General features: G+C 70.8%; 19 protein-coding genes. 5 read left to right on the forward strand and 14 right to left on the reverse strand.

Features of this window, described 5'->3' with window-relative positions; genetic code table 11:
* Window positions 1–6: 6 nt before the first annotated feature.
* Complete coding sequence (locus ACIQ1T_RS01785) at window positions 7–510, forward strand: GNAT family acetyltransferase (protein ID WP_395942772.1); 504 nt, start codon at window positions 7–9, stop codon at window positions 508–510.
* On the opposite strand, the gene ACIQ1T_RS01790 is transcribed toward ACIQ1T_RS01785, so the two are convergent.
* Window positions 507–764: an Lrp/AsnC ligand binding domain-containing protein gene (locus ACIQ1T_RS01790; protein ID WP_395942773.1), complete on the reverse strand. Its 258-nt coding sequence runs from the start codon at window positions 762–764 to the stop codon at window positions 507–509. The genes ACIQ1T_RS01785 and ACIQ1T_RS01790 overlap by 4 nt on opposite strands.
* Window positions 765–966: 202 nt before the next feature.
* Here ACIQ1T_RS01790 and ACIQ1T_RS01795 point away from each other — a divergent pair, with 202 nt between their 5' ends.
* The 4 genes from ACIQ1T_RS01795 (at window position 967) to ACIQ1T_RS01810 (ending at window position 3,838) form a co-directional block, all read left to right on the forward strand.
* On the forward strand, window positions 967–1,446 hold the full coding sequence (locus ACIQ1T_RS01795) for a MarR family transcriptional regulator (protein ID WP_395942774.1): 480 nt from the start codon (window positions 967–969) through the stop codon (window positions 1,444–1,446).
* Between the two features lie 23 nt (window positions 1,447–1,469).
* Window positions 1,470–2,402, forward strand: coding sequence for a lysostaphin resistance A-like protein (locus ACIQ1T_RS01800; RefSeq protein ID WP_395942775.1), 933 nt, complete (start codon window positions 1,470–1,472; stop codon window positions 2,400–2,402).
* A gap of 74 nt (window positions 2,403–2,476) precedes the next feature.
* Window positions 2,477–3,001, forward strand: a complete 525-nt coding sequence (locus ACIQ1T_RS01805; RefSeq protein WP_395942776.1) for a hypothetical protein — start codon at window positions 2,477–2,479, stop codon at window positions 2,999–3,001.
* A 156-nt stretch (window positions 3,002–3,157) separates the two neighbouring features.
* Entirely contained in the window at window positions 3,158–3,838 is a 681-nt protein-coding gene (locus ACIQ1T_RS01810) for a bifunctional 4-hydroxy-2-oxoglutarate aldolase/2-dehydro-3-deoxy-phosphogluconate aldolase (RefSeq protein ID WP_395942777.1), read from the forward strand.
* Between the two features lie 15 nt (window positions 3,839–3,853).
* Here the strand turns inward: ACIQ1T_RS01810 and ACIQ1T_RS01815 are convergent, their stop codons facing one another.
* From ACIQ1T_RS01815 to ACIQ1T_RS01875, 13 genes are all read right to left on the reverse strand, one after another.
* Entirely contained in the window at window positions 3,854–4,372 is a 519-nt protein-coding gene (locus ACIQ1T_RS01815; RefSeq protein ID WP_395942778.1) for a periplasmic heavy metal sensor, read from the reverse strand.
* Window positions 4,369–4,779, reverse strand: coding sequence for a hypothetical protein (locus ACIQ1T_RS01820; protein WP_395942779.1), 411 nt, complete (start codon window positions 4,777–4,779; stop codon window positions 4,369–4,371). Before ACIQ1T_RS01820 ends, ACIQ1T_RS01815 begins: the two co-directional genes overlap by 4 nt.
* Window positions 4,776–5,348, reverse strand: a complete 573-nt coding sequence (locus ACIQ1T_RS01825) for an RNA polymerase sigma factor (protein ID WP_395942780.1) — start codon at window positions 5,346–5,348, stop codon at window positions 4,776–4,778. The genes ACIQ1T_RS01820 and ACIQ1T_RS01825 overlap by 4 nt, the downstream gene beginning before the upstream one ends.
* A 66-nt stretch (window positions 5,349–5,414) precedes the next feature.
* Entirely contained in the window at window positions 5,415–6,074 is a 660-nt protein-coding gene (locus ACIQ1T_RS01830; protein WP_395942781.1) for an EF-hand domain-containing protein, read from the reverse strand.
* Between the two features lie 67 nt (window positions 6,075–6,141).
* A complete protein-coding gene (locus tag ACIQ1T_RS01835) occupies window positions 6,142–9,048 on the reverse strand; it encodes a bifunctional [glutamine synthetase] adenylyltransferase/[glutamine synthetase]-adenylyl-L-tyrosine phosphorylase (RefSeq protein WP_395942782.1) in 2,907 nt (968 codons plus the stop codon).
* Between the two features lie 141 nt (window positions 9,049–9,189).
* The gene (locus ACIQ1T_RS01840; protein WP_395942783.1) at window positions 9,190–10,608 is read right to left on the reverse strand and encodes an ATP-binding protein; all 1,419 of its coding nucleotides are present in this window, start codon (window positions 10,606–10,608) and stop codon (window positions 9,190–9,192) included.
* Window positions 10,609–10,745: 137 nt separating this feature from the next.
* The gene (locus ACIQ1T_RS01845) at window positions 10,746–11,417 is read right to left on the reverse strand and encodes a response regulator transcription factor (protein ID WP_395942784.1); all 672 of its coding nucleotides are present in this window, start codon (window positions 11,415–11,417) and stop codon (window positions 10,746–10,748) included.
* An 83-nt stretch (window positions 11,418–11,500) separates the two neighbouring features.
* Window positions 11,501–13,039 (reverse strand): Do family serine endopeptidase, encoded by a 1,539-nt coding sequence (locus ACIQ1T_RS01850; protein ID WP_395942785.1) that lies wholly within the window; start codon window positions 13,037–13,039, stop codon window positions 11,501–11,503.
* A gap of 106 nt (window positions 13,040–13,145) precedes the next feature.
* The gene (locus ACIQ1T_RS01855; RefSeq protein WP_395942786.1) at window positions 13,146–13,652 is read right to left on the reverse strand and encodes a cytochrome c-type biogenesis protein CcmH; all 507 of its coding nucleotides are present in this window, start codon (window positions 13,650–13,652) and stop codon (window positions 13,146–13,148) included.
* Window positions 13,649–15,637 (reverse strand): heme lyase CcmF/NrfE family subunit, encoded by a 1,989-nt coding sequence (locus ACIQ1T_RS01860; RefSeq protein WP_395942787.1) that lies wholly within the window; start codon window positions 15,635–15,637, stop codon window positions 13,649–13,651. The genes ACIQ1T_RS01855 and ACIQ1T_RS01860 overlap by 4 nt, the downstream gene beginning before the upstream one ends.
* On the reverse strand, window positions 15,634–16,140 hold the full coding sequence (gene ccmE, locus ACIQ1T_RS01865) for a cytochrome c maturation protein CcmE (RefSeq protein WP_395942788.1): 507 nt from the start codon (window positions 16,138–16,140) through the stop codon (window positions 15,634–15,636). The genes ACIQ1T_RS01860 and ccmE overlap by 4 nt, the downstream gene beginning before the upstream one ends.
* 70 nt (window positions 16,141–16,210) lie before the next feature.
* On the reverse strand, window positions 16,211–17,029 hold the full coding sequence (gene ccmI / locus ACIQ1T_RS01870; protein ID WP_395942789.1) for a c-type cytochrome biogenesis protein CcmI: 819 nt from the start codon (window positions 17,027–17,029) through the stop codon (window positions 16,211–16,213).
* A 17-nt stretch (window positions 17,030–17,046) separates the two neighbouring features.
* Window positions 17,047–18,435 carry a hypothetical protein gene (locus ACIQ1T_RS01875; protein ID WP_395942790.1) on the reverse strand — a complete coding sequence of 463 codons (1,389 nt, stop codon included), beginning with the start codon at window positions 18,433–18,435 and terminating at the stop codon, window positions 17,047–17,049.
* Window positions 18,436–18,548: the final 113 nt, after the last annotated feature.

Genomic DNA, 18,548 nt, shown 5'->3' on the forward strand with positions numbered 1-18,548 from the left:
CTTTGCATGACCTATCTGACACGCGCCGTCTTCGCCGGCGCCAGCCTGCTGCTTCTGCTGGCGGCCGTGGCCCTGATCGGGTTCGGGGTGAAGGACGCGCTGGAGGCCATGCGCGCCCCGGACCAGTCGGGCGCCGACGCCGTGCTGGACGTGCTGGGCTATGTCATCGTCGCCATCGCCGTCTTCGACGTGGCCAAATACATCTTCGAGGACGAGGTGCGGCGCGGCAACGAGAAGCGCAGCGCCGCCGAGGCCCGACGCAGCCTGACCAAATTCCTGTCCACCATCGTCATCGCCCTGTTCCTGGAGGCCCTGGTGGTGGTGTTCAAGACGGCGCGCGAGGACGTGGCCCTGCTGATCTATCCCACCGCCCTGCTGATCGCCTCGGTCCTGGTCCTGGTGGGCCTGGGCGCCTATCAGCGCTTCTCGGCCACCGTCGAAGAGAAGGTCGGCGGCGACGACGAGGCCGAGGACCGCAAGGACAAGGCCAAGCGAAAGGCCGGCGCCTAAGCCTTCGTCGGCAGGAAGGGCGAGAAGGTGATGACGGTGAAGGTGTCGCGGACGTGCGGCCGCGTCTGCACATGTTTCGTCACGAAGGCGCCGATGTCGGCGTCGCGCGGCAGATTGAACTTGGCCAGCAGATCGTGCTGGCCCGAGGTGGAATAGACCTCGGAGACGTTCTCGACATTGTCGACGATGTCCGCCGCCACGTCGTTGGCGTAGCCCAGCTCGGTTTTGATGAAGACGAAGATGGCGGTCATCATGGCGGGGGCTCCTGTGGTTCGGCGGCTTCCTAGCGGGTTTCGAGGCCTGCGTCGAAAAAACAGGGTGTACTTGGTGTACTCCGTGCACTTTCGCCTCCTCTCCTCGCCCGTTCAGTCGTTCAGGATCTAGCAGACGCCTGCGTCACGATCGGTCGCAGCAACGGCGGTTGACGAGATATAACAGCGCTTATACATACTCCTCATGACCACGCCTTCCCCCACCCTCGGCACGCTGATGCGCAGCCTGATCGACCTGCTGGACGGCGAGGTGGAGGCCGCCTATGCGGCAGCGGGCCTGGCCTGGCGGCCGCGCTATACGCCGGTGCTGCGCGCCCTGACCAAGCTGGGGCCGACCTCGATCAAGCGGATCGCCCGCGAGGTCGGGGTCAGTCATTCGGCCGCCAGCCAGACCGTGTCGCAGATGAACCGCGAAGGCCTGGTCGCCCTGACGCCCGGCGCCGACGCGCGCGAGCGGATCGTGGTGCTGACGCCCGTGACCGAGGCCATGATCCCCGCTCTGCAGCGCCAGCAGGCGGCGACCAACGCCGCCGCCGCCGAACTGGACGCCGAGCTTTCGGCGCCTCTGACCGAGGTGCTGCACGAGGCCATCGCGGCCCTGCGCCGTCGCTCCTTCGGCGCCCGGATCGCCGAGGCGAGCCGCGACCTTTCCGACCCATCCTGAACACCTCCTTCCCGGAACCTTCCATGAGCACCAACTCGTCCCTCGCCGCCGCTGCGGCGCGCTTCCTGACGGCCGGTCAGGGGATCCGCCCCCTTGAACTGGGCGGGCAGCGCTTCCTGCATCCGGGGCCGCTGCGCTGGCTGCGCGCCCTGGGCTGGGCCGTGGCCCTGTTCTTCCTGGTCGCCTTCGCCGCCCTGCCGACGGCGGAGGTTCTGGGGCATTGGCTGCCGGCTGTCGGTCCGGCGCAGTTCGCGGCCAGTCTGGGCGGCGCGCTGGCGGCCCTGGCGATCTACGCCCTGGCGGTGTGGCTGGCCGAAGGGCGCTGGCCGTCCGAGATCGCGCTGAAGCCCCTGACGCCGGAACTGGCGGTCGGCCTGCTGATCGGGACGGCCATGTTCGCGGCCGTGATGGGGATCATGGCCGGGTTCGGCCTCTACGAGATCCGGAGCCTGGGCGCCGCCCCGGTCTGGACCGCCGCCGGGCGCGCCGTCCAGTCTGGCGTGGTCGAGGAGATCATGATCCGCGCCATACTGCTGCGTCTGGTGTGGCGCGCCTTCGGACCGTGGATCGCCTTCGCCGTCTCGGCCGCCCTGTTCGGTTTCGGCCATATCGCCAATCCCAACGCCACCGTGTTCGCGGCGATCTGCATCGCCCTGGAGGCCGGGATCATGCTGGGGGCCTTCTATGCCCTGACCGGGCGGATCTGGGTGTCGATCGGGGTCCATGCGGCCTGGAATTTCACCCAGGGCTATCTGTTCGGGGCGGCGGTGTCGGGCGGCGACTTCGGCCCGGCCCTCGCCAGCAGCACGGCGCGTCCGGGCTTTGCCGAATGGCTGACCGGCGGCGCCTTCGGCCCCGAGGCCTCCCTGCCCGCCCTGGTCGTCTGCACCGCCGTCGGCGTGGCGGTGATGGTCCTGGCCTGGCGGGCCGGACATTTCCGCAAGGCCGCCGCCTGACGGCTGGAAGAGGATCCGGAGTTGCGCCATAGGCTTATGGCGACGCTTGTCCGGCGTCTGTGGGGTGAAGTCCGATGTCCGTCCTTGTCGCCGTGGTCGTCGCCGGCCTGACCGCCGTCTCGGCCGTGCAGGAGCCGGGCGCGGCCGCCGTGCCGTCCGCCGTCACGGCCCTGGCGGGCTGCTGGACCGGGACCGGAGCGGTGCTGGGCAAGCCGGTGACGATCGAACTGACCGCCCGACCCGTCGCCGAAAACGCCCTGTTCCTGATCGAGACCGAGAGCGAGGCGACGGCCGACCCGGCGGATCGATACGCCGCCCATCTGATCTTCGGCGGCAGGACGCCGAGCAACGGCGGCTCTGAGACCATCTCCGCCTTCTGGGCCGACAGTTTCGGCGGCGACTATACCGCCGTCGGCGCCGGGGCGCCGCGCGAGGACGGGTTCGAGGTCAGCTACGCCTATCCGGACGCCCGGTTCGTCAATCGCTGGGCGCTGACGACGGCGAGGCTGACCTGGACCATCGTCGCGAAGGACTCGGCGGGCGCGGAGAACAGGTTTGCGGCCTACGAGATGACGCGAACGGCGTGTTCGCCCTCCTAAGTCCGGACCGTCCCTCCCCGCCTGACACCGGTGAAACAATAAGTTCCACCTCCCACGCCCGAAAGCCAGCGCGCGGCGCTTTCGCATTGCGCGCGGGCTGGGATAAGCAGGAACCAACGACGGAACGGGACCCGCGCGGCGGGACAGGAGACAGACATGGCCCATGATCGCGTCAGCGTGCTTCAGGCGCTGGAAACCCAGGGGGTGTGCCCGGTCTTCTATCATCCCGATCCCGAGGTCAGCCTGAACGTCATCCGCGCCTGCGCGCGCGGCGGGGCGCCGGTGGTGGAGTTCACCAATCGCGGCGACTTCGCCTGCGACCTGTTCGGCGAGGTCAATCGCGAACTGATCAGGACCGACCCGGACGTGGTGCTGGGCATCGGCTCGGTGGTCGATAGCGGCACGGCGTCGCTTTATCTGAACCGGGGCGCGCGCTTCGTGGTCAGCCCCTGCCTGATCCCCGATGTGGCCAAGGTCTGCAACCGGCGCATGGTCGCCTATTTCCCCGGCTGCGGGTCGGTGACCGACATCGGCGAGGCGCACGAACTGGGTTGCGACATCGTCAAACTGTTCCCCGGCTCGTCGGTCGGCGGCCCGGACTTCGTCAAGGCGGTCAAGGGGCCGATGCCCTGGGTCAAGATCATGCCGACCGGCGGGGTCGACCCGGACGAGGCCTCCATCGCCAAATGGTTCGGCGCCGGCATCGTGGCGGCGGGCATGGGGTCGAAACTGGTGACCGACGAGGCCGTCAAGGCCGGCGACTGGGCCGCCATCGAGGCCAAGGTGCGCGCGACGGTGGACGCCGTGGCCGCCTTCCGGGCGTCGAAGAAGGGCTGATTCCGGCTCGAACCGTCAGCGGGGCGGGCTTTCGCCCCGCCGACCGTCCTCGTTGCGATCATGCCGGACGACCGCGCGCCGGGCGTCGCCCTTGCGCTGGAGGATCGGCGTCAGGGCCTTGCGATCCTGGGGACTGAGCGTGCCGAGCACGGCGACGGCGCTGTCCTCCAGGCGCGCACGACCGCGCAGTTCGGCGGCGCGCGACTGATCCAGCAGGGTGCGGACGCGCGCTGCGTCAAGACTGGACTGCCCCGCGACGGCGATGGCCTCGCGCCGCGCCGCCCGCGCCGCCTCGAAGTCCGGACGGGACGCCAGGGCGGCCTCACGCAGGGCCGTACGGACCTTTTCACGGGTTTCGGGCGCCAGCCCGGCCAGCACCTCGCCCAGGGGGCCGTCACGGCCGCCTCGTTTCTGATCTTCGATCTTGCGCTCGATCCGGTCGTGGCTGACGACATAGGCGACCCCGCCCGCGACCGCGAACAGGTTCACGGCCACCGACACGGCCAGGGCGATCTTCAGGGTCTTCGCGCTCATCCCAGCACCTCCGTGTCGTCCACACCGGTCAGGGAGGACTGGTAGAGCACCGCGTCCGCCCGCGCATCGGCGGTGATATGGCCGGTCAGGCCGACGCCCGCGACCACGCCGGCGCAGGCCGCCGCCGCCCAGCCCGCGCCCAGGAACCAGGCCAGGCGATCCAGATGGAAGCGGCGCGCTTTGGGCTTGGGCGCGGCGGCCAGGATGCGGGCGGCCAGATCGGCGGACGGGACCGGCGCAGGCGCGGCGCCCAGCAGGGCGTCGAGCGCCGCGGCCTCGTCCATCACCATCCGCAGCGAGGGATCGGCCGCGATCAGGCTTTCGGCGAAGGCGCGCTCGGACGCGGGCCACCGACGCAGGTCGGCGCCATAGGCGTCCGCCAGTTGGTGCAACCGTTCCGCCTTCATCGTCCGTCTCCTTCAGCAGCCCCAGGCGCAATATCGGCCAGGGCCTGACGCAATGCGCGGCGACCGCGCGACAACAAACTTTCCAGCGCCTCGACGCTGACCTCCATCAGGGCGGCCGCCTCGATATTGGACAGCTCCTGATAATGACACAGGACGATGGCTTCGCGCTGGCGATCCGGCAGGCGTTTCAGCGCCGCATCGACCCGCAGCCCGGTCTCGGCGGCCATCAGGCCCCGGTCCGGCGCAGGCCCCTCGTCCGGGCGATCCGGCGGCGTGTCCGTGGGGATCTCGCGCCGTCGCCGCAGCCGATCGTAGCAGAGGTTCAGCGCCACCCGGTGCAGCCAGGTGTCGAACCGGGCCTTGCCGGAAACCCATTTGGGCGCCTGTCGCCAGGCCTTGAGCATCGCCTCCTGGGCCACGTCCTCGGCCTCGGCCGGGTCGCCCAGCATCCGCTGGGCCAGGGCCAGGATGCGCGGCAGCTTGCGCGCGACGAGCGCCTGCGACGCCGCGGGGTCGCCCTGACCCACACGGCGCACCAGATCCTCGTCGGGGTCGACGATCGCGACCAAACCCGCCTCTTCCGCTGCTGACGAAAGGGACCGATTCGTCCATGACGGCCGACCCCGACACCGTTCTTACTCCGAAGCCGAAGCCGGGGAAGCCGGTTGTTGCGCCTGACGTTGCGCGCGGCGTTCCGCACGTTGGGCCTGACGCTCGGCGCGCTGGGCGGTCATGGCGGCGCGACGCTCGTCGGCCGAGATCACGCCGTCGCGGTTCGCGTCCATCTTGTCGAAGCGTTCGCCCAGTTTGGCGGCGACCTCGGAAATCACCACCGGGCCGTCGCGACCGGGGCCGCGCCCCTCGCCCATGCCGCCGTGACGGCCGTGACCACGCATGGCGTGGCGGGGACCGCCGCGTCCCTCGTGACGACCGGCGCGTTCGGGGCGGGCCGAGCGCGCGACGTCATATTCGGCGCGGGTGATGGAGCCGTCGCCGTTGGCGTCCAGCTTGGCGAAACGTTCATTGGCGCGTTCGGCGCGTTTGACCTCAAAGGCGGCCTGGCGTTCCTCGACGCTGACCGTGCCGTCGCGGTTCGCGTCGAGCGCGGTCAGGCGGGCGACGCGCCCATCGACGAATTCGGCGCGAGTGATCTGGCGGTTCGCATCGCCGCGCTGGTGATGCGGCGCAGGCGCAGCCGGGGCCGGAGCGGTCTGCGCCGTGGCGGCGCCGGCTCCCGCACCGAAAGCGGCGGCCAGTGCGACGGCGCTCAGGCCGGTCAGGAAGGTCTTCTTCATCTCGATAATCTCCACGGGCCGTTGTTCGCGGCCCTTTGACATTGCCCTGTCAGGAGATTGAACGCGGCTAGGACGGTTCTCCGTCGCGCCCCGCTGGAACCGCCCGTTCGAAGGCCTTGCGGGCGCGCAGGCGCAGGTCGGTCAGCTCGGTCTTCAGGGTTTCGAAGTCGGGCGCCCCCGCCGCCTCGGCCAGGCGCAGTTGGAAGACCGAGGGCTCGGCCTCGGGATCGACACGGCCCTCGAAGGCGGCGGCCAGCAGATGGGCCAGCCGCTGCTGCACCCGCCAGGCCTCGGCCAGGACCGGGTCGTCGTGCAGGGCCTCCAGCGTCGACAGGGTCAGGGGTTCGCCGATGGCGGCGGCCTGGAGCTGGCGGAACTGGGCCGCGAACTCGGCGTCGACCTGGCCGCCGGGCGACAGTTTCAGATCCCAGAAGCCGTGGGGCCGGCGTTCGCGGTCCATCAGGGCGCGCATCTTGCGGACGTCGGCGGCGATGTCGACGCCGGGCCGGGGCCGACGCAGGGCCGCCTCGATGGCCGCCGAGACCTGTGCGCCGAACCGGGCGTCGCTGGCCCAGACGACGCGGGCGCGGGTCAGGACCATGAACTCCCAGGTCTCGGCCTCGCGAGCGTAATAGTCGTCGAAGGCCGACAGCCGCACCGAGACCGGCCCCTTGGAGCCGGTGGGCCGCAGCCGCATGTCCACCTCGTACAGGCCGCCCTCGGCCGTATGGGCCGACAGGGCCGCGATCAGCCGCTGGGTGAAGCGGGCGAAGAAGACGTCCGCGGTCCAGCCCTTGATCTCGGAAACGGCCTCGGGCGGCGCGGCGTACAGGGTCATCAGGTCCAGGTCCGACCCGGCCGTCATCTCGCGCGACCCCGCCTTGCCCAGGGCCACCACGGCGACCGCGCCGGGGAAGGCGCCGCCCAGACGCTCGGTCTCGGTCAGGGCGGCCGGGGACAGGGTGCGCATGGCGGCGTCGGCCAGGGCGGCGTAGGCGCGGCCGGCGGCCTCGGGCCCGGCGCGGCCGGTCAGGGCGTGGATGCCGATGCGGAACATCTGTTCGCGGTGCAGGCGGCGCACGGCGTTCATGGCCCCCTCGAAATCCTCGGTCTCGCCGGCCTCGCGCAGGATCTGTTCGGTCAGGCCCGTCTCTTCGGACAGCGCCTCCAGGAAGCGCGCGTCCAGAATGCCGTCCAGGGCGGCCGGCTGGCGGCCGAGGGTGCGGGCCAAACGCGGGGCGAAGGCCATGACGCCGACGACCATCTCGAACAGTTTCGGCTGGTTCAGGAACAGGGCCTGGACCTGGACGCCCGCGGCCAGGCCCGAGAAGAAGACGGCGAAGCGGCGGAAGGCCTCGTCCGGGGCGCCGGACCGGGCCAGGGCCTCCAGCAGTTGGGGCGCCAGGCGGGTGAACAGTTCGCGCCCCCGCTCGGTCCGGGTCGCCGGGATGCGGCCGTGGTGCCAGGAACGGATGGTGTCGGCCACCGAGGCCGCCTGGGTGAAGCCCATCCGGCCCAGGGTCTCCAGCGTCTCCGGGTCGTTCTCGACCCCGGTGAAGACCAGGCTGCCGTAGCTGGAATCCAGCTCCTCCCCGCCCTCGAACAGTTCGCCGTAGCGGGCGTTGACCCGAACCAGCAGGGCCTCGACGCCCGCGTCGAAGGCGGGCAGGTCGCCCTGCCCGACCAGGGCGGCGACGGCGGCGCGGCGTTCGGCGTCCTCGGGCAGGCGGTGGGTCTGCTCGTCGTCGAGCATCTGAACCCGGTGTTCCAGGCCGCGCAGTTCGACATAGGCGGCCGACAGTTCGTCGGCGACGGCCTGGGGGATGTGACCGGCGCCGGCCAGGGCGTACAGGGCCTCGAGAGTGCGCTGTTTCCTCAGATCCGGATCACGCCCGCCCAGGATCAACTGCTGGGTCTGGGCGTAGAATTCGATCTCGCGGATGCCGCCCCGGCCCAGTTTCAGATTGGCGCCGGCGGCGTGCAGGCCCTCGCCGGTCTTGTGGACGTGGATCTGGCGCTTGATGGCCTGGATGTCGAGGACGGCGGCGTAGTCCAGGCTGCGGCGCCAGATGAAGGGGCGCAGGGCCTTCACGAACCGGCCGGCGGCGCGCAGGTCGCCCAGCACCGGCCGGGCCTTGATGAAGGCCGCCCTTTCCCAGTTCTGGCCGACGCTCTCGTAATAGGCCAGGGCCATCGGCGCGGCGACCACCGGCGGGGTCGAGGACGGATCCGGCCGTAACCGCAGATCGACACGGAAGACATAGCCGTCGGCCGTGCGCTCGGTCAGCAGGGTGGCGATCCCCTTGCCGACGCGATTGGCGAAGTCCTGCATCTCCTCCCCCTCGCGCAGGGCCAGCCCCATCAGACGCGGCTCGAAGAAGAGGGAGATGTCGATGTCTGAGGAATAGTTCAGCTCGTTCGCGCCGTGCTTGCCCATGGCCAGGCCGAACAGGCCGGGAACGGGACCGCGCGGATCGCCGGGGGGCGAAATCAGCCGGCCGCGCGCCCGCTGTTCGGCGGCGACGGCGCGCAGGGCGGCGCGGCACGAGGCGTCGGCGAATTTCGACAGGGCGGCGGTCACCTGGTCCAGGTTCCAGACCCCGCCCAGGTCGGCCAGGGCGGTCAGCAGGTGCAGGTCGGCCTTCAGCACGCGAAGTGGCGCGCGGACGTCGTCGGGTTCGCCGTCGAGGGCGTCGGTGTCCTTGAGGATGCGCGCCAGGCCGGCGGCGGGGTCCTGTTCCAGCAGACGGCGCAGATGGGCGGGACGGCGGCGCATCAGGCCAGTCAGATAGGGGGAGGCGCCGGCGACCGGGGCCAGGGCGGGCCAGGCGGCGGCCAGGGTGTCGGTCCAGCCATCGGCAGCGGCGGCCTCCATCAGGGTCTCGTGCAGGCGGTCGGCGGCGGCGGGATTGGCGACCGGGCCGGCGGGGGCGAGGCTATGCGCCAACGGAACTGAGTTTTTGGTCTCGGACATCAAATCTTCCGCTCATCCCCGCGAAAGCGGGGCCCCCGTGCTGTCGCTCGGCACAGCGTTGGACCACGATCCGAGATGCGCTCACAAGCCTGAACGCCCAAAGAACTGGATCCCCGCTTTCGCGGGGATGAGCGGAAATCTCTAGGTCTGGACCGCCGGCGGCAGCACCAGGGCCACCCGCAGACCCGGCCCGAAATCGCCATAGGCGCCCGGCCCCTCGTCCAGCACCACGCGGCCGCCGTGGGCCTCGGCGACGGCGGTGACCAGGGACAGGCCCAGGCCGGAGCCGGGCTCGGTGCGGCTGTTGTCCAGGCGGACGAAACGCTGGACCACCCGTTCGCGGTCCTCCTCCGGCACGCCGGGGCCGGTGTCGGTGACCGAATATTCGATCTCGCCCGATGATCGCCTGCGCGCGCGCAGCTTCACCGCCCCGCCGGCCGGGGTGTATTTGATGGCGTTGTCGATCAGATTGGCCAGGGCCTGGGCCAGGAAGGGCTGGTTGCCCTCGATCATCAGTCCCTTCTCGACCTCCGCCGAGAAGTCGATGTCCTTGTCCTCGGCCGCCGGTTCGTACAGTTCGGCCATGTCGGCGGCCAGGTCGGCGGCGTCCATCAGCCTGGGGTCCGGCGCTCCGCCCGCCTGGAGCCGGGCGATGGCCAGGACGGTGTTGAAGGTCTTCAGCAGGTGGTCGGCCTCGTCCAGGGCGATGCCCAGGGCGTCGACCCCGTCGATCTTGCCCGCCTCGGCGTCGATCAGGGCCACCTCCAGCTTGGCCCGCATCCGGGTCAGGGGCGAGCGCAGATCGTGGGCGATGGCGTCCCCGGCGTGACGGATCGAGGCCATCGAGGCCTCCAGCCGGTCCAGCATGGTGTTCAGCCCCTGGCCCAGTTCGTCCAGTTCGTCGCCGGAATGGCGAACCGGCGCACGGACCTTCAGGTCGCCCTCCTGCACGGCGGCGACGACCCGGTTCAGCCCAGCCATCGACTGTTCCACCCGCCGGCTGATGTAGAGGCCGCCCGCCAGGCCCAGCAGCATGACCAGACCCATGGCGCCCCACAGGGCCTGGGTCAGGCGCGACAGATATTCCTCGATCCCGCCGATGTCCTCGCCGACGAACAGGGTGTCGCCGCCGGTCAGGGGCATGATGACCCCGATCGAGCGGCGGTTCTGCACCCGCCCGTCCGGGTCGGTGTCGGTCAGGCGGAAGGTGCTCCACTCGCCGCGACCGGGCAGCGGCGCTTCCTTCAGGTCGAAGGGCATGACCGACAGATTGCCGGTGACGATCTTTCCGTCCGGTCCGGTCAGCAGATAGAGGTAGGGTCCGCCCCGGATGGTGCGTTCGACCAGCGCCTGGTTCAGGGCGTCGACGCCGCGCGTGCGGTGAATGGCGGTCAGGGCCGACAGTTCGGTCTCCACATCCGCCTGGGCCCGCGCCTGGGCCTCGGACGCCGAAGCGAAATAGACATAGGCCAGGATCGCCCCCGCCGCCGCCACGAACAGCGCCAGAAACAGCAGCGTCAGCCGGAAGGGCGTGCGGCGAAGGAGGGAGGGAAGGCGCATGGGATTAGAGGCTGGCGGGCGGCGGTGTAGGTTCAGTGAGGGGTGCTAGTGCTAGTGCGGGTGAGCCGGTCCGAACGCGTGGCGCGCTGCAACTCACCTCCCGTTCACCAGCACTAGCACTTTTCACCCCTCGCCGCTCACGCCTCCAGCCGATACCCCGCCCCGCGTACAGTCTGGAGCATGGCCTTGTCGAAGCCCTTGTCGATCTTGGAGCGCAGGCGGCTGATGTGAACGTCGATGACATTGGTCTGGGGGTCGAAATGATATTCCCAGACCTTCTCCAGCAGCATGGTGCGCGTCACCGACTGGCCGGCGTGGCGCATCAGGAACTCCAGCAGCTGGAACTCGCGCGGCTGCAGATCGATCTCGGTCGCGCCGCGATGGACGGTGCGGCCGATCAGATTCATCTCCAGATCCCCGACCTTGAGCACGGTCTGGACGCCGCCGGTCTCGCGACGGCGGGCCAGGGCCTCGACGCGGGCGATCAGTTCGGCGAAGGCGTAGGGCTTGACCAGATAGTCGTCGGCGCCGGCCTTCAGGCCGGTGACGCGGTCCTCGACCTCGCCAAGGGCCGACAGGAAAAGGACCGGGGTCTGGTCGCCGCCCTTGCGGACCGTCTCGACCATGCCGACGCCGTCGAGGCGCGGCATCATCCGGTCGACCACATAGACGTCGTAGCCGCCCTTCTGCGCCTCCAGGAGACCAAAGGCGCCGTCCACGGCATGGGTCACCTCGTGTCCGGCTTCGGACAGGCCCCGCACCATGGCGGTCGCCGCCTCGGCGTCATCCTCGACCACCAGAATCCGCATGAAACCCCTCCCGGAATCAAAATCGCCGCCGATGGTAGCGCATCGGCGGCGATTGACGAGTTAAGCCTTGGTCAGAATGAAGATCATTCTTCGGCGGCGAAGCGCAGCGGCACCGGGCTGGTGCCTTGCGGCGTGCGGACGAACAGCAGAATGCTGGGACGACCGGCCTGTTTGGCGGCCGCCACCGCCGCGCGCAGATCCGCCGCAGAAGCGATGTTGCGGTCATTAGCGCGAGTGATGACGAAGCCCGGCTGGAAGCCGATACGCGCCGCCTGCGAGCCCTGGGCGACATTGGTGATGACCACGCCGTTCACGCTGTCGGGTATGCTGAAGCGCGAGCGGGCGGCGGGGGTGATGGCGGTGACGCCCAGCCCCTCGATGGTTTCGCTCTGGCTCGGCTGGGCCTGGCCGGGCGAGGTGGAACCGCCGTCTTCGCTGGCGTTCAGCTCCTCTTCCGAGGGACGGGTGCCGGAACGGACGTTCAGCGTCTGACGACGACCGTCGCGGATGACCTCCAGACGGATGGTGTCGCCCGGCTTGGCGGAGCCCACGCGGCGGGTGGCCTCCTGGCTGTTGGCCGTGGCCTGGCCGTTGACGCCGACCAGCAGGTCGCCGACGCGGACGCCGGCGCGGGCGGCGGGGCCGCCCTCGGTGACGGATTCGATCAGGGCGCCCTTGAAGTCCTTGGGCTGGCCCAGGGCTTCCCAGCCGTCCTCGGTCAAGGTGCGCAGACCCAGGCCGACATAGCCCCGCTCGATCGACTGGCCGCGCATCAGGCGTTCGGTGATCGACTTGGCGGTTTCAGCCGGGATGGCGAAGCCGATGCCGACAGAACCGCCGGTGGGCGAATAGATGGCCGAGTTCACGCCGATGACCCGGCCGTGGATGTCGAAGGTCGGACCGCCCGAGTTGCCCCGGTTGATGGCGGCGTCGATCTGGATGTAGTCGTTGTAGCCCGACGGATCGATGTCGCGCGCCTTGGCCGAGACGATGCCCGCCGTGGCGGTGCCGCCCAGGCCGAAGGGGTTGCCGATGGCGATGACCCAGTCGCCGACGCGCGGCTCGGCCGTCTCTTCGAAGCTGACGTATTTGAAGTCGTTGCCCTCGACCTTGATCACCGCCAGGTCGGTGCCCGCGTCACGGCCGATGAGACGGGCCGGCAGTTCGCGCCCGTCCGACATCTTGACCTTGATCTCGGTGGCGTCGGCGACGACGTGGTTGTTGGTGACGATGAAGCCGTCCTGGGAGATGAAGAAGCCCGAACCGGCGCCCTGGGTCGTCTGGGGTTCGGCGTCCTCGCCCTGACCGCCGCGACCGTTCGGCGGCACGAACTGGAAGGGCAGGCCCGGAATGGTGAGGGCGCCCTGGGGCTGGTCGACCTTGACCGTCACGTCGATCTGGACGACGGCCGGCGACACCTGGTCGAAGATGGTCGCGAAGCTGTTGGGCGCGCCGGGCGGGGGCGTGAAGCTGTCGCCGTTGGCCGGGACCGGCGTGATCCGGTTGACGGCCTGAGGCTCGGCGTGGGCGCCCGGCCAGGTGATGACGCCGCCGGCGGTCGCGGCGGCCGCCAGGGTCAGGCCGGCCGCGGCCCCCAGAATGAACTCTTTGCGCTTCAGCATCGTGGTCCTTGCGATCCTCTGTCGGGGCGGCACACGCCCCGTCTTCGCGTTTGATATAGGCCGAACCGGCGTTTCGCCAATTCCGGCCCTCGATGGTTGGTCCTGACTAGCGCCCGTCGTGAGGCGAGGTTGCGTCAGGATAGCGGCGAAGCTTCTCATTTCGGAGAACTTCCGCCAGCTGATGTTCCTCGTCGGGGGAAAGGGGCGCGACCTCCACCGGGCGGCGGCGTGCGCGCAGGATCAGGGCCGCCCCCGCCAGCCCGACCAGGGCGAAGGGGCCGAACCACAGCAGCCAGGTGCCGGAACGCACCGGCGGGGTGAACAGGACATAGTCGCCGAAACGGCGCACCAGGTCGTCGCGCACGGCCTGGTCGGTCGCGCCCGAGGCGATCTGCTCGCGGATCAGGCGACGCATGTCGCCGGCCACGCCCGCCGGACTGTCGGCGATGGCCTCGTGCTGACAGACGACGCAGCGGACGTCCTCGAACAGGGCCTGGGCGCGGGCCTCCTGGGCCGGATCGGACAGGGGGCGATCGGGCGCGGCGGCGGGTTCGGCCGCCGTCAGCAGGACGGCCAGCAGGGGGGCGGCGATCAGGGTGGCGAGCCGTCTCATGCCGGCTTCCTTCGCCGCGCGCCGACGCCGAGACGCAGGCGGCGGTCCATCAGAGACAGCAGGCCGCCCAGGGCCATGATCGCCGGGCCGAGGAAGATCAGCCGCGCCCAGGGGTTCCAGTAGAGACGCACCGCCCAGGCCGGTTCGGCGGGCGTTCCGGCGCGTTCGCCGATCACCACATAGACGTCGTCCAGACCCCGGAAATCCAGTCCGACCTCGGTCGTGGTCTGCCCCCCGGCAGGGAAGAAGCGGCGCTCGGCCGTGACCGTGCTCGCCCGGCCCCGATCGTCGGCGCGACGAACCGTCAGCCGGCCCTGTTCGGCCAGATAGTTGGGGCCTTCGACCACCCGGACCTGATCCAGGGTGGCGGTCCAGGGACCGGCGGACAGGGTCTGGCCGAGGGTCAGGGCGCGGGCGGCCTCGGCCTTGAAGCCGGTCTCGACCACCGCCCCCAGGATGAAGACGCCCAGACCCAGGTGGGCCAGGCTCATGCCCCAGGCGCCCAGAGGCAGGCCCTTGAGACGACGCAGGGTCTCGGGCGGCGGGGCGCGGAACAGACGGACGCGCTCGGCGACCTCGGCCAGAGAGCCCAGGATCAGCCAGGCGCCGAGGCCCAGACCGGCGGCGGCGAGGGCCTTTCGCGGTTCGAACAGGGCGTAGGCGGCCAGGGCCGCGAGAATGCCCAGGCCCGCCGCGACGGCGAGACGCTGCATGGCGCCGGTCAGATCGCCGCGTTTCCAGGCCAGCAGCGGTCCGGCAGGCAGGATGACGAAGGCCACGCTCATCAGGGGCACGAAGGTGGCGGCGAAATAGGGCGGGCCGACCGAGATGGTCGCGCCGGAGGCGGCCTCGAGGATCAGCGGATAGAGGGTGCCCAGCAGGACGGTGGCGGCCGCCGCCGTCAGGAACAGGTTGTTCAGCACCAGAGCCCCCTCGCGGCTGACGGGGGCGAACAGGCCGCCACCCTTCAGCTGGGGGGCGCGCCAGGCGAACAGGGCGAAGGCGGCGCCGGCCGTGATCCCGAGGATGGCCAGCAGCATCAGGCCGCGCTGGGGATCGACGGCGAAGGCGTGGACGCTGGTCAGGACGCCGGAGCGGACCAGGAAGGCGCCCAGCATCGAGAAGCTGAAGGCCAGCAGGGCCAGGAAGACGGTCCAGCCGGCCAGGGCGCCGCGTCGCTCGGTGACCACGGCGCTGTGCAGCAGGGCGGCGCCGGCCAGCCACGGCATGAAGCTGGCGTTCTCGACCGGATCCCAGAACCACCAGCCGCCCCAGCCCAGCTCGTAATAGGCCCAGAAGGAACCCAGGGCGATGCCCACCGTCAGGAAGGCCCAACTGGCCAGGGCCCAGGGCCGGACCCAGCGGCCCCAGGCGGGCCAGAAGCCGGTCTGGGCCCGGCCCTCGATCAGGGCGGCGACGGCCAGGGAGAAACAGACCGAGAAGCCGACATAGCCGGCGTAGAGCAGGGGCGGATGGACCGCGAGCGCCGGGTCCTGCAGCAGGGGGTTCAGCGACGCGCCCTGGAAGGGGGCCGGGTCCAGCCGCGTGAAGGGGCTGGAGGTGAAGACGGCGAAGGCCAGGAACAGCGAGCCCAGCGCCCCCTGCGTCGCCACAGCCGAGGCCTTCAGCCCGAACGGCAGGCCGCGCGCGCGGGCCAGGGCTCCGCCGAAGACGGTCAGGACCAGGCACCACAGCAGCAGCGAGCCCTCGTGGCTGCCCCAGGCGCCGGCGACCTTGTAGAGCATCGGCTTGTCGGTGTGGCTGTTGGCCGCGACGTTGGCGACCGAGAAGTCCGAGACGACAAAGGCGTGGATCAGGGCGGCGAAGGCCAGGGCCACGGCGACCGCCGCGCCGAGGGCCGCCCCTTGCGCCGCGCCGGCCAGCACCGGGCTGCGCCGCCAGCGTCCCGCCGCCGACAGGCCCGTCTGCAGGATCGACAGGGCCAGGGCGAGGGAAAGAGCGAAGGCGCCGAGTTCAGCGATCACAGGCTTTCCGTTGCGCTACCGGCCTGCGGCCTAGTTGAGCGCGTTTCGCCCGCCTCAGGCCGCCACTCGCCCTTGGCCTTGATCCGGTCGGCGACCTCGCGCGGCATATAGTTCTCGTCGTGCTTGGCCAGGACCTGGCTGGCGTGGAAGGTGCGGTCGGGGCCGAACGCCCCCTGCGCCACTATCCCCTGCCCTTCGCGGAACAGGTCGGGCAGGTCGCCGTGATAGGCGACCCGGGTCGTGGCGAGATTGTCCGTCACCAGAAAGACCACCGTGCCGTCTCCGCCCTTCTGCACGCTGCCGGTCTCGACCAGACCGCCCAGACGGATGTTGCGGCCTTCCGGCGCCTTGTCGGCCGTGGCTTCGGACGGGGAATAGAAGAAGGTCACGCTGTCCTGCATGGCCCATAGCGACAGGCCGACCGCCAGGGCCAGGATCGGAGCCACGGCCGCGACGACCCACAGGCGACGCCGCGCCTTCGGTGATTTCGGCAGCCAGCTCATGGCCTGAACATCCCGCTCCCCGACGGTGTTTTCTTTCCGTCTACAGAGGCCGGAGCCGCGCGCCAACGTGTCATTCCGCCCCCGGCAGGCGGCGTTCAAGATCAAGCCGACGCGGATCCGTCGGGTCGAGCGCGGCGATCAGCGGCGTCCACATGGTTCGCGTCGTCGCCGCGTCGCCGCGCCGCAAGGCCGCCTCGCCCAGGAAAAAGCGGGCGCCCAGCTGCGCGGGATCATGTTTCACCGCCTCGCGGAAGGCGGCCTCGGCGTCGGCGCCGATCTGGCCGTCGTTGGCCCGCACCAGGCTCTCGCCCAGCCGCGCCCAGGCCTGGGCGTCGGCGGGGTCCTGTTCGATCAGCTTGCGGAAGGCGGAGGCGGCGCCCAGCGGATCCTCGGCCGCGAACCGCGCTGCGCCCAGCATGGCCAGGGCCTGGCGGTCGCCGGGCCTCTCGCGAACCACCCGCGCGGTCACGGCCGCCAATTGCGCCGGTTCCAGCAGGTCCAGATTGGCGGCCCAGTCGTCGACCCGCCGCTCATAGGCCTGGTCCGGCAGACCCGGAGATCCGGTCAGGGCGTAGAGGCCCAGCGCGGCCGCCACCGTCGCCGCGATCGCGCCCAGCACCCAGATCCGGTCGCGTCGTCCGATGACCGGCGCGGCCGCCGTCGCCCGGCCCGACAGCAGTCGTCGCCCGGCCTCGGCCCGTGCGGCGGCATGGGCGGCCTCATCCATCAAGCCGCGCGCCTTCAGCCGGTCCAGTTCGTCCAGTTCGTGTGCGCCGACATCCGCATCGGCGACGTCCGCACCCGGGTCGGCGCCCCTGCGCGCCCCGGCCAGCACCAGCAGGGCGGCCAAGGCCGCCGCGAGGCCGGTCATTATCCAGAAGGCGATCATCCGTCGCGTCTAACGCATCAGGCGTCGACGGGCGAGGCCCCCCAGGCGCCGGAATTGGTCGCCCGCGCCGTCTCGGCGGAGGCGGCGCGTCGTCGCACCGCCCGCGCCGCCTCCAGCGCCTCGATCAGGGTCAGGAAGCGCGCCGCCACCCCGACCAGCCGCAGCACCGGATCCGGATCGGCCACGTCGCCGTCCGCGACACTGTCCAGCGCCTCGTTGGCCCAGGTCGAGAGATAGTCGGTCAGTTCGGTCTTCAGCGCCATCCGATCCGCCTCGCAGCCGAACACGGTCGCCGCGCCACGCAGGGCCGCGACCGCCGCCAGCAGGGCGGCGGCGGCCTCGATCGGTTCGCCCTGGCCGGGCGCCTCGAGCCAGGGCGACAGGCGGGTCATGCGCCCGGCGATGACCTGGCGCTTCATCGGCAGGGCGGCGTGGACCGCGACCGAGGTGGATTTCATCAGACCCGACATCTGGCCCGCGACCTGAACCCGCGCCATCCGCGCCGATCGGCCCCACGGGGAATCCGGCCGCACCTGCAGGCTCATGTCCATCTCGGCCAGCACCCCGGCGCACCAGGTCACATCCTCCACGACGCCGGTCATGGCGGCCTCGTTCTGGCTCGGCCGCGCCGCCGCGATCCGCTGCACCCGCGTCTGCACCGAGGCCAGAAGCCGTTCGACGAAGATCCCCATCTCGGAATGACTCAGGATCACCTCGGTGTCGGCCAGGCGGCTGGTGCGGGTCACCACGCGCAGCATCCGGTCAGCGTCGGCCACATGGGCGAACAGGATATCGACCATTCGCCGTCCGCCGTCGGGCGACAGCTCCAGGCAGTCCTGAATCAGCAGCCGCAAGCCCGCCAGCTGATTGTCGTCCGGCCGCTCAAGCCAGACGGGCAGTCGCGGCACGGCGGTCCGCGCCAGGGGGATCAGGTCGAAACAGCCGGCCAGTTCCGCAGGGGCGACGGGCGGCGCCCCCTCCTCGGGCTTCACATGGTCGGGCCAGACGTCACGCGGGCGATCGCGCAGGACCGCCGCCGCCCGCGCGCAAAGCCGGTCCGCGGCCAGGGTCCATTCGCCGTCGGTCGTGACCGCTCCGTCCAGCAATCCCAGGAAGGCCTCCTCGCCCTTTCTGGCCTCACGCCAGACGCGGGCCAGGACGGCGGGCGGAAAGGTCAGAGCCGGGGCGCCGTCGACGCGGGGCCGGAACAGGGGCAACAGGGGGCCGAAGGCGGTGTCGCGGCGGGCGCGATCCCGCGCCTCTTGCGTCACCAGGGTCGCCAGTTCCGCCGCCTTGTCGCCGCGAAACGCCGTCACGGCCGCACCCAGTTGCGCCAGGGCCGCGTCGGGGCTGGCCTGGACAATGGCCTCCAGGGCGGCGCGATGGGCGGCAGACAGCGAGGACACAAAACACTCCCGTCAGCGGCGTGACGAAAGCGCCACCGTGCATCATTCGGGTTAACAACGACTTCCCCCTTGAGCCCCGCGCCAGGCGCGCCATATTCCCGCCACGACGACGC

The sequence above is a fragment of the Brevundimonas sp. genome, assembly GCF_044336875.1.
In the GTDB taxonomy this organism is placed as follows: domain Bacteria; phylum Pseudomonadota; class Alphaproteobacteria; order Caulobacterales; family Caulobacteraceae; genus Brevundimonas.

Coding starts and splice junctions, on each gene's coding strand:
- ACIQ1T_RS01785 (WP_395942772.1), top strand. CDS start 7: ATGACCTATCTGACACGCGCCGTCTTCGCCGGCGCCAGCCTGCTGCTT.
- ACIQ1T_RS01790 (WP_395942773.1), bottom strand. CDS start 764: ATGATGACCGCCATCTTCGTCTTCATCAAAACCGAGCTGGGCTACGCC.
- ACIQ1T_RS01795 (WP_395942774.1), top strand. CDS start 967: ATGACCACGCCTTCCCCCACCCTCGGCACGCTGATGCGCAGCCTGATC.
- ACIQ1T_RS01800 (WP_395942775.1), top strand. CDS start 1,470: ATGAGCACCAACTCGTCCCTCGCCGCCGCTGCGGCGCGCTTCCTGACG.
- ACIQ1T_RS01805 (WP_395942776.1), top strand. CDS start 2,477: ATGTCCGTCCTTGTCGCCGTGGTCGTCGCCGGCCTGACCGCCGTCTCG.
- ACIQ1T_RS01810 (WP_395942777.1), top strand. CDS start 3,158: ATGGCCCATGATCGCGTCAGCGTGCTTCAGGCGCTGGAAACCCAGGGG.
- ACIQ1T_RS01815 (WP_395942778.1), bottom strand. CDS start 4,372: ATGAGCGCGAAGACCCTGAAGATCGCCCTGGCCGTGTCGGTGGCCGTG.
- ACIQ1T_RS01820 (WP_395942779.1), bottom strand. CDS start 4,779: ATGAAGGCGGAACGGTTGCACCAACTGGCGGACGCCTATGGCGCCGAC.
- ACIQ1T_RS01830 (WP_395942781.1), bottom strand. CDS start 6,074: ATGAAGAAGACCTTCCTGACCGGCCTGAGCGCCGTCGCACTGGCCGCC.
- ACIQ1T_RS01835 (WP_395942782.1), bottom strand. CDS start 9,048: ATGTCCGAGACCAAAAACTCAGTTCCGTTGGCGCATAGCCTCGCCCCC.
- ACIQ1T_RS01840 (WP_395942783.1), bottom strand. CDS start 10,608: ATGCGCCTTCCCTCCCTCCTTCGCCGCACGCCCTTCCGGCTGACGCTG.
- ACIQ1T_RS01845 (WP_395942784.1), bottom strand. CDS start 11,417: ATGCGGATTCTGGTGGTCGAGGATGACGCCGAGGCGGCGACCGCCATG.
- ACIQ1T_RS01850 (WP_395942785.1), bottom strand. CDS start 13,039: ATGCTGAAGCGCAAAGAGTTCATTCTGGGGGCCGCGGCCGGCCTGACC.
- ACIQ1T_RS01855 (WP_395942786.1), bottom strand. CDS start 13,652: ATGAGACGGCTCGCCACCCTGATCGCCGCCCCCCTGCTGGCCGTCCTG.
- ccmE (WP_395942788.1), bottom strand. CDS start 16,140: ATGAGCTGGCTGCCGAAATCACCGAAGGCGCGGCGTCGCCTGTGGGTC.
- ccmI (WP_395942789.1), bottom strand. CDS start 17,029: ATGATCGCCTTCTGGATAATGACCGGCCTCGCGGCGGCCTTGGCCGCC.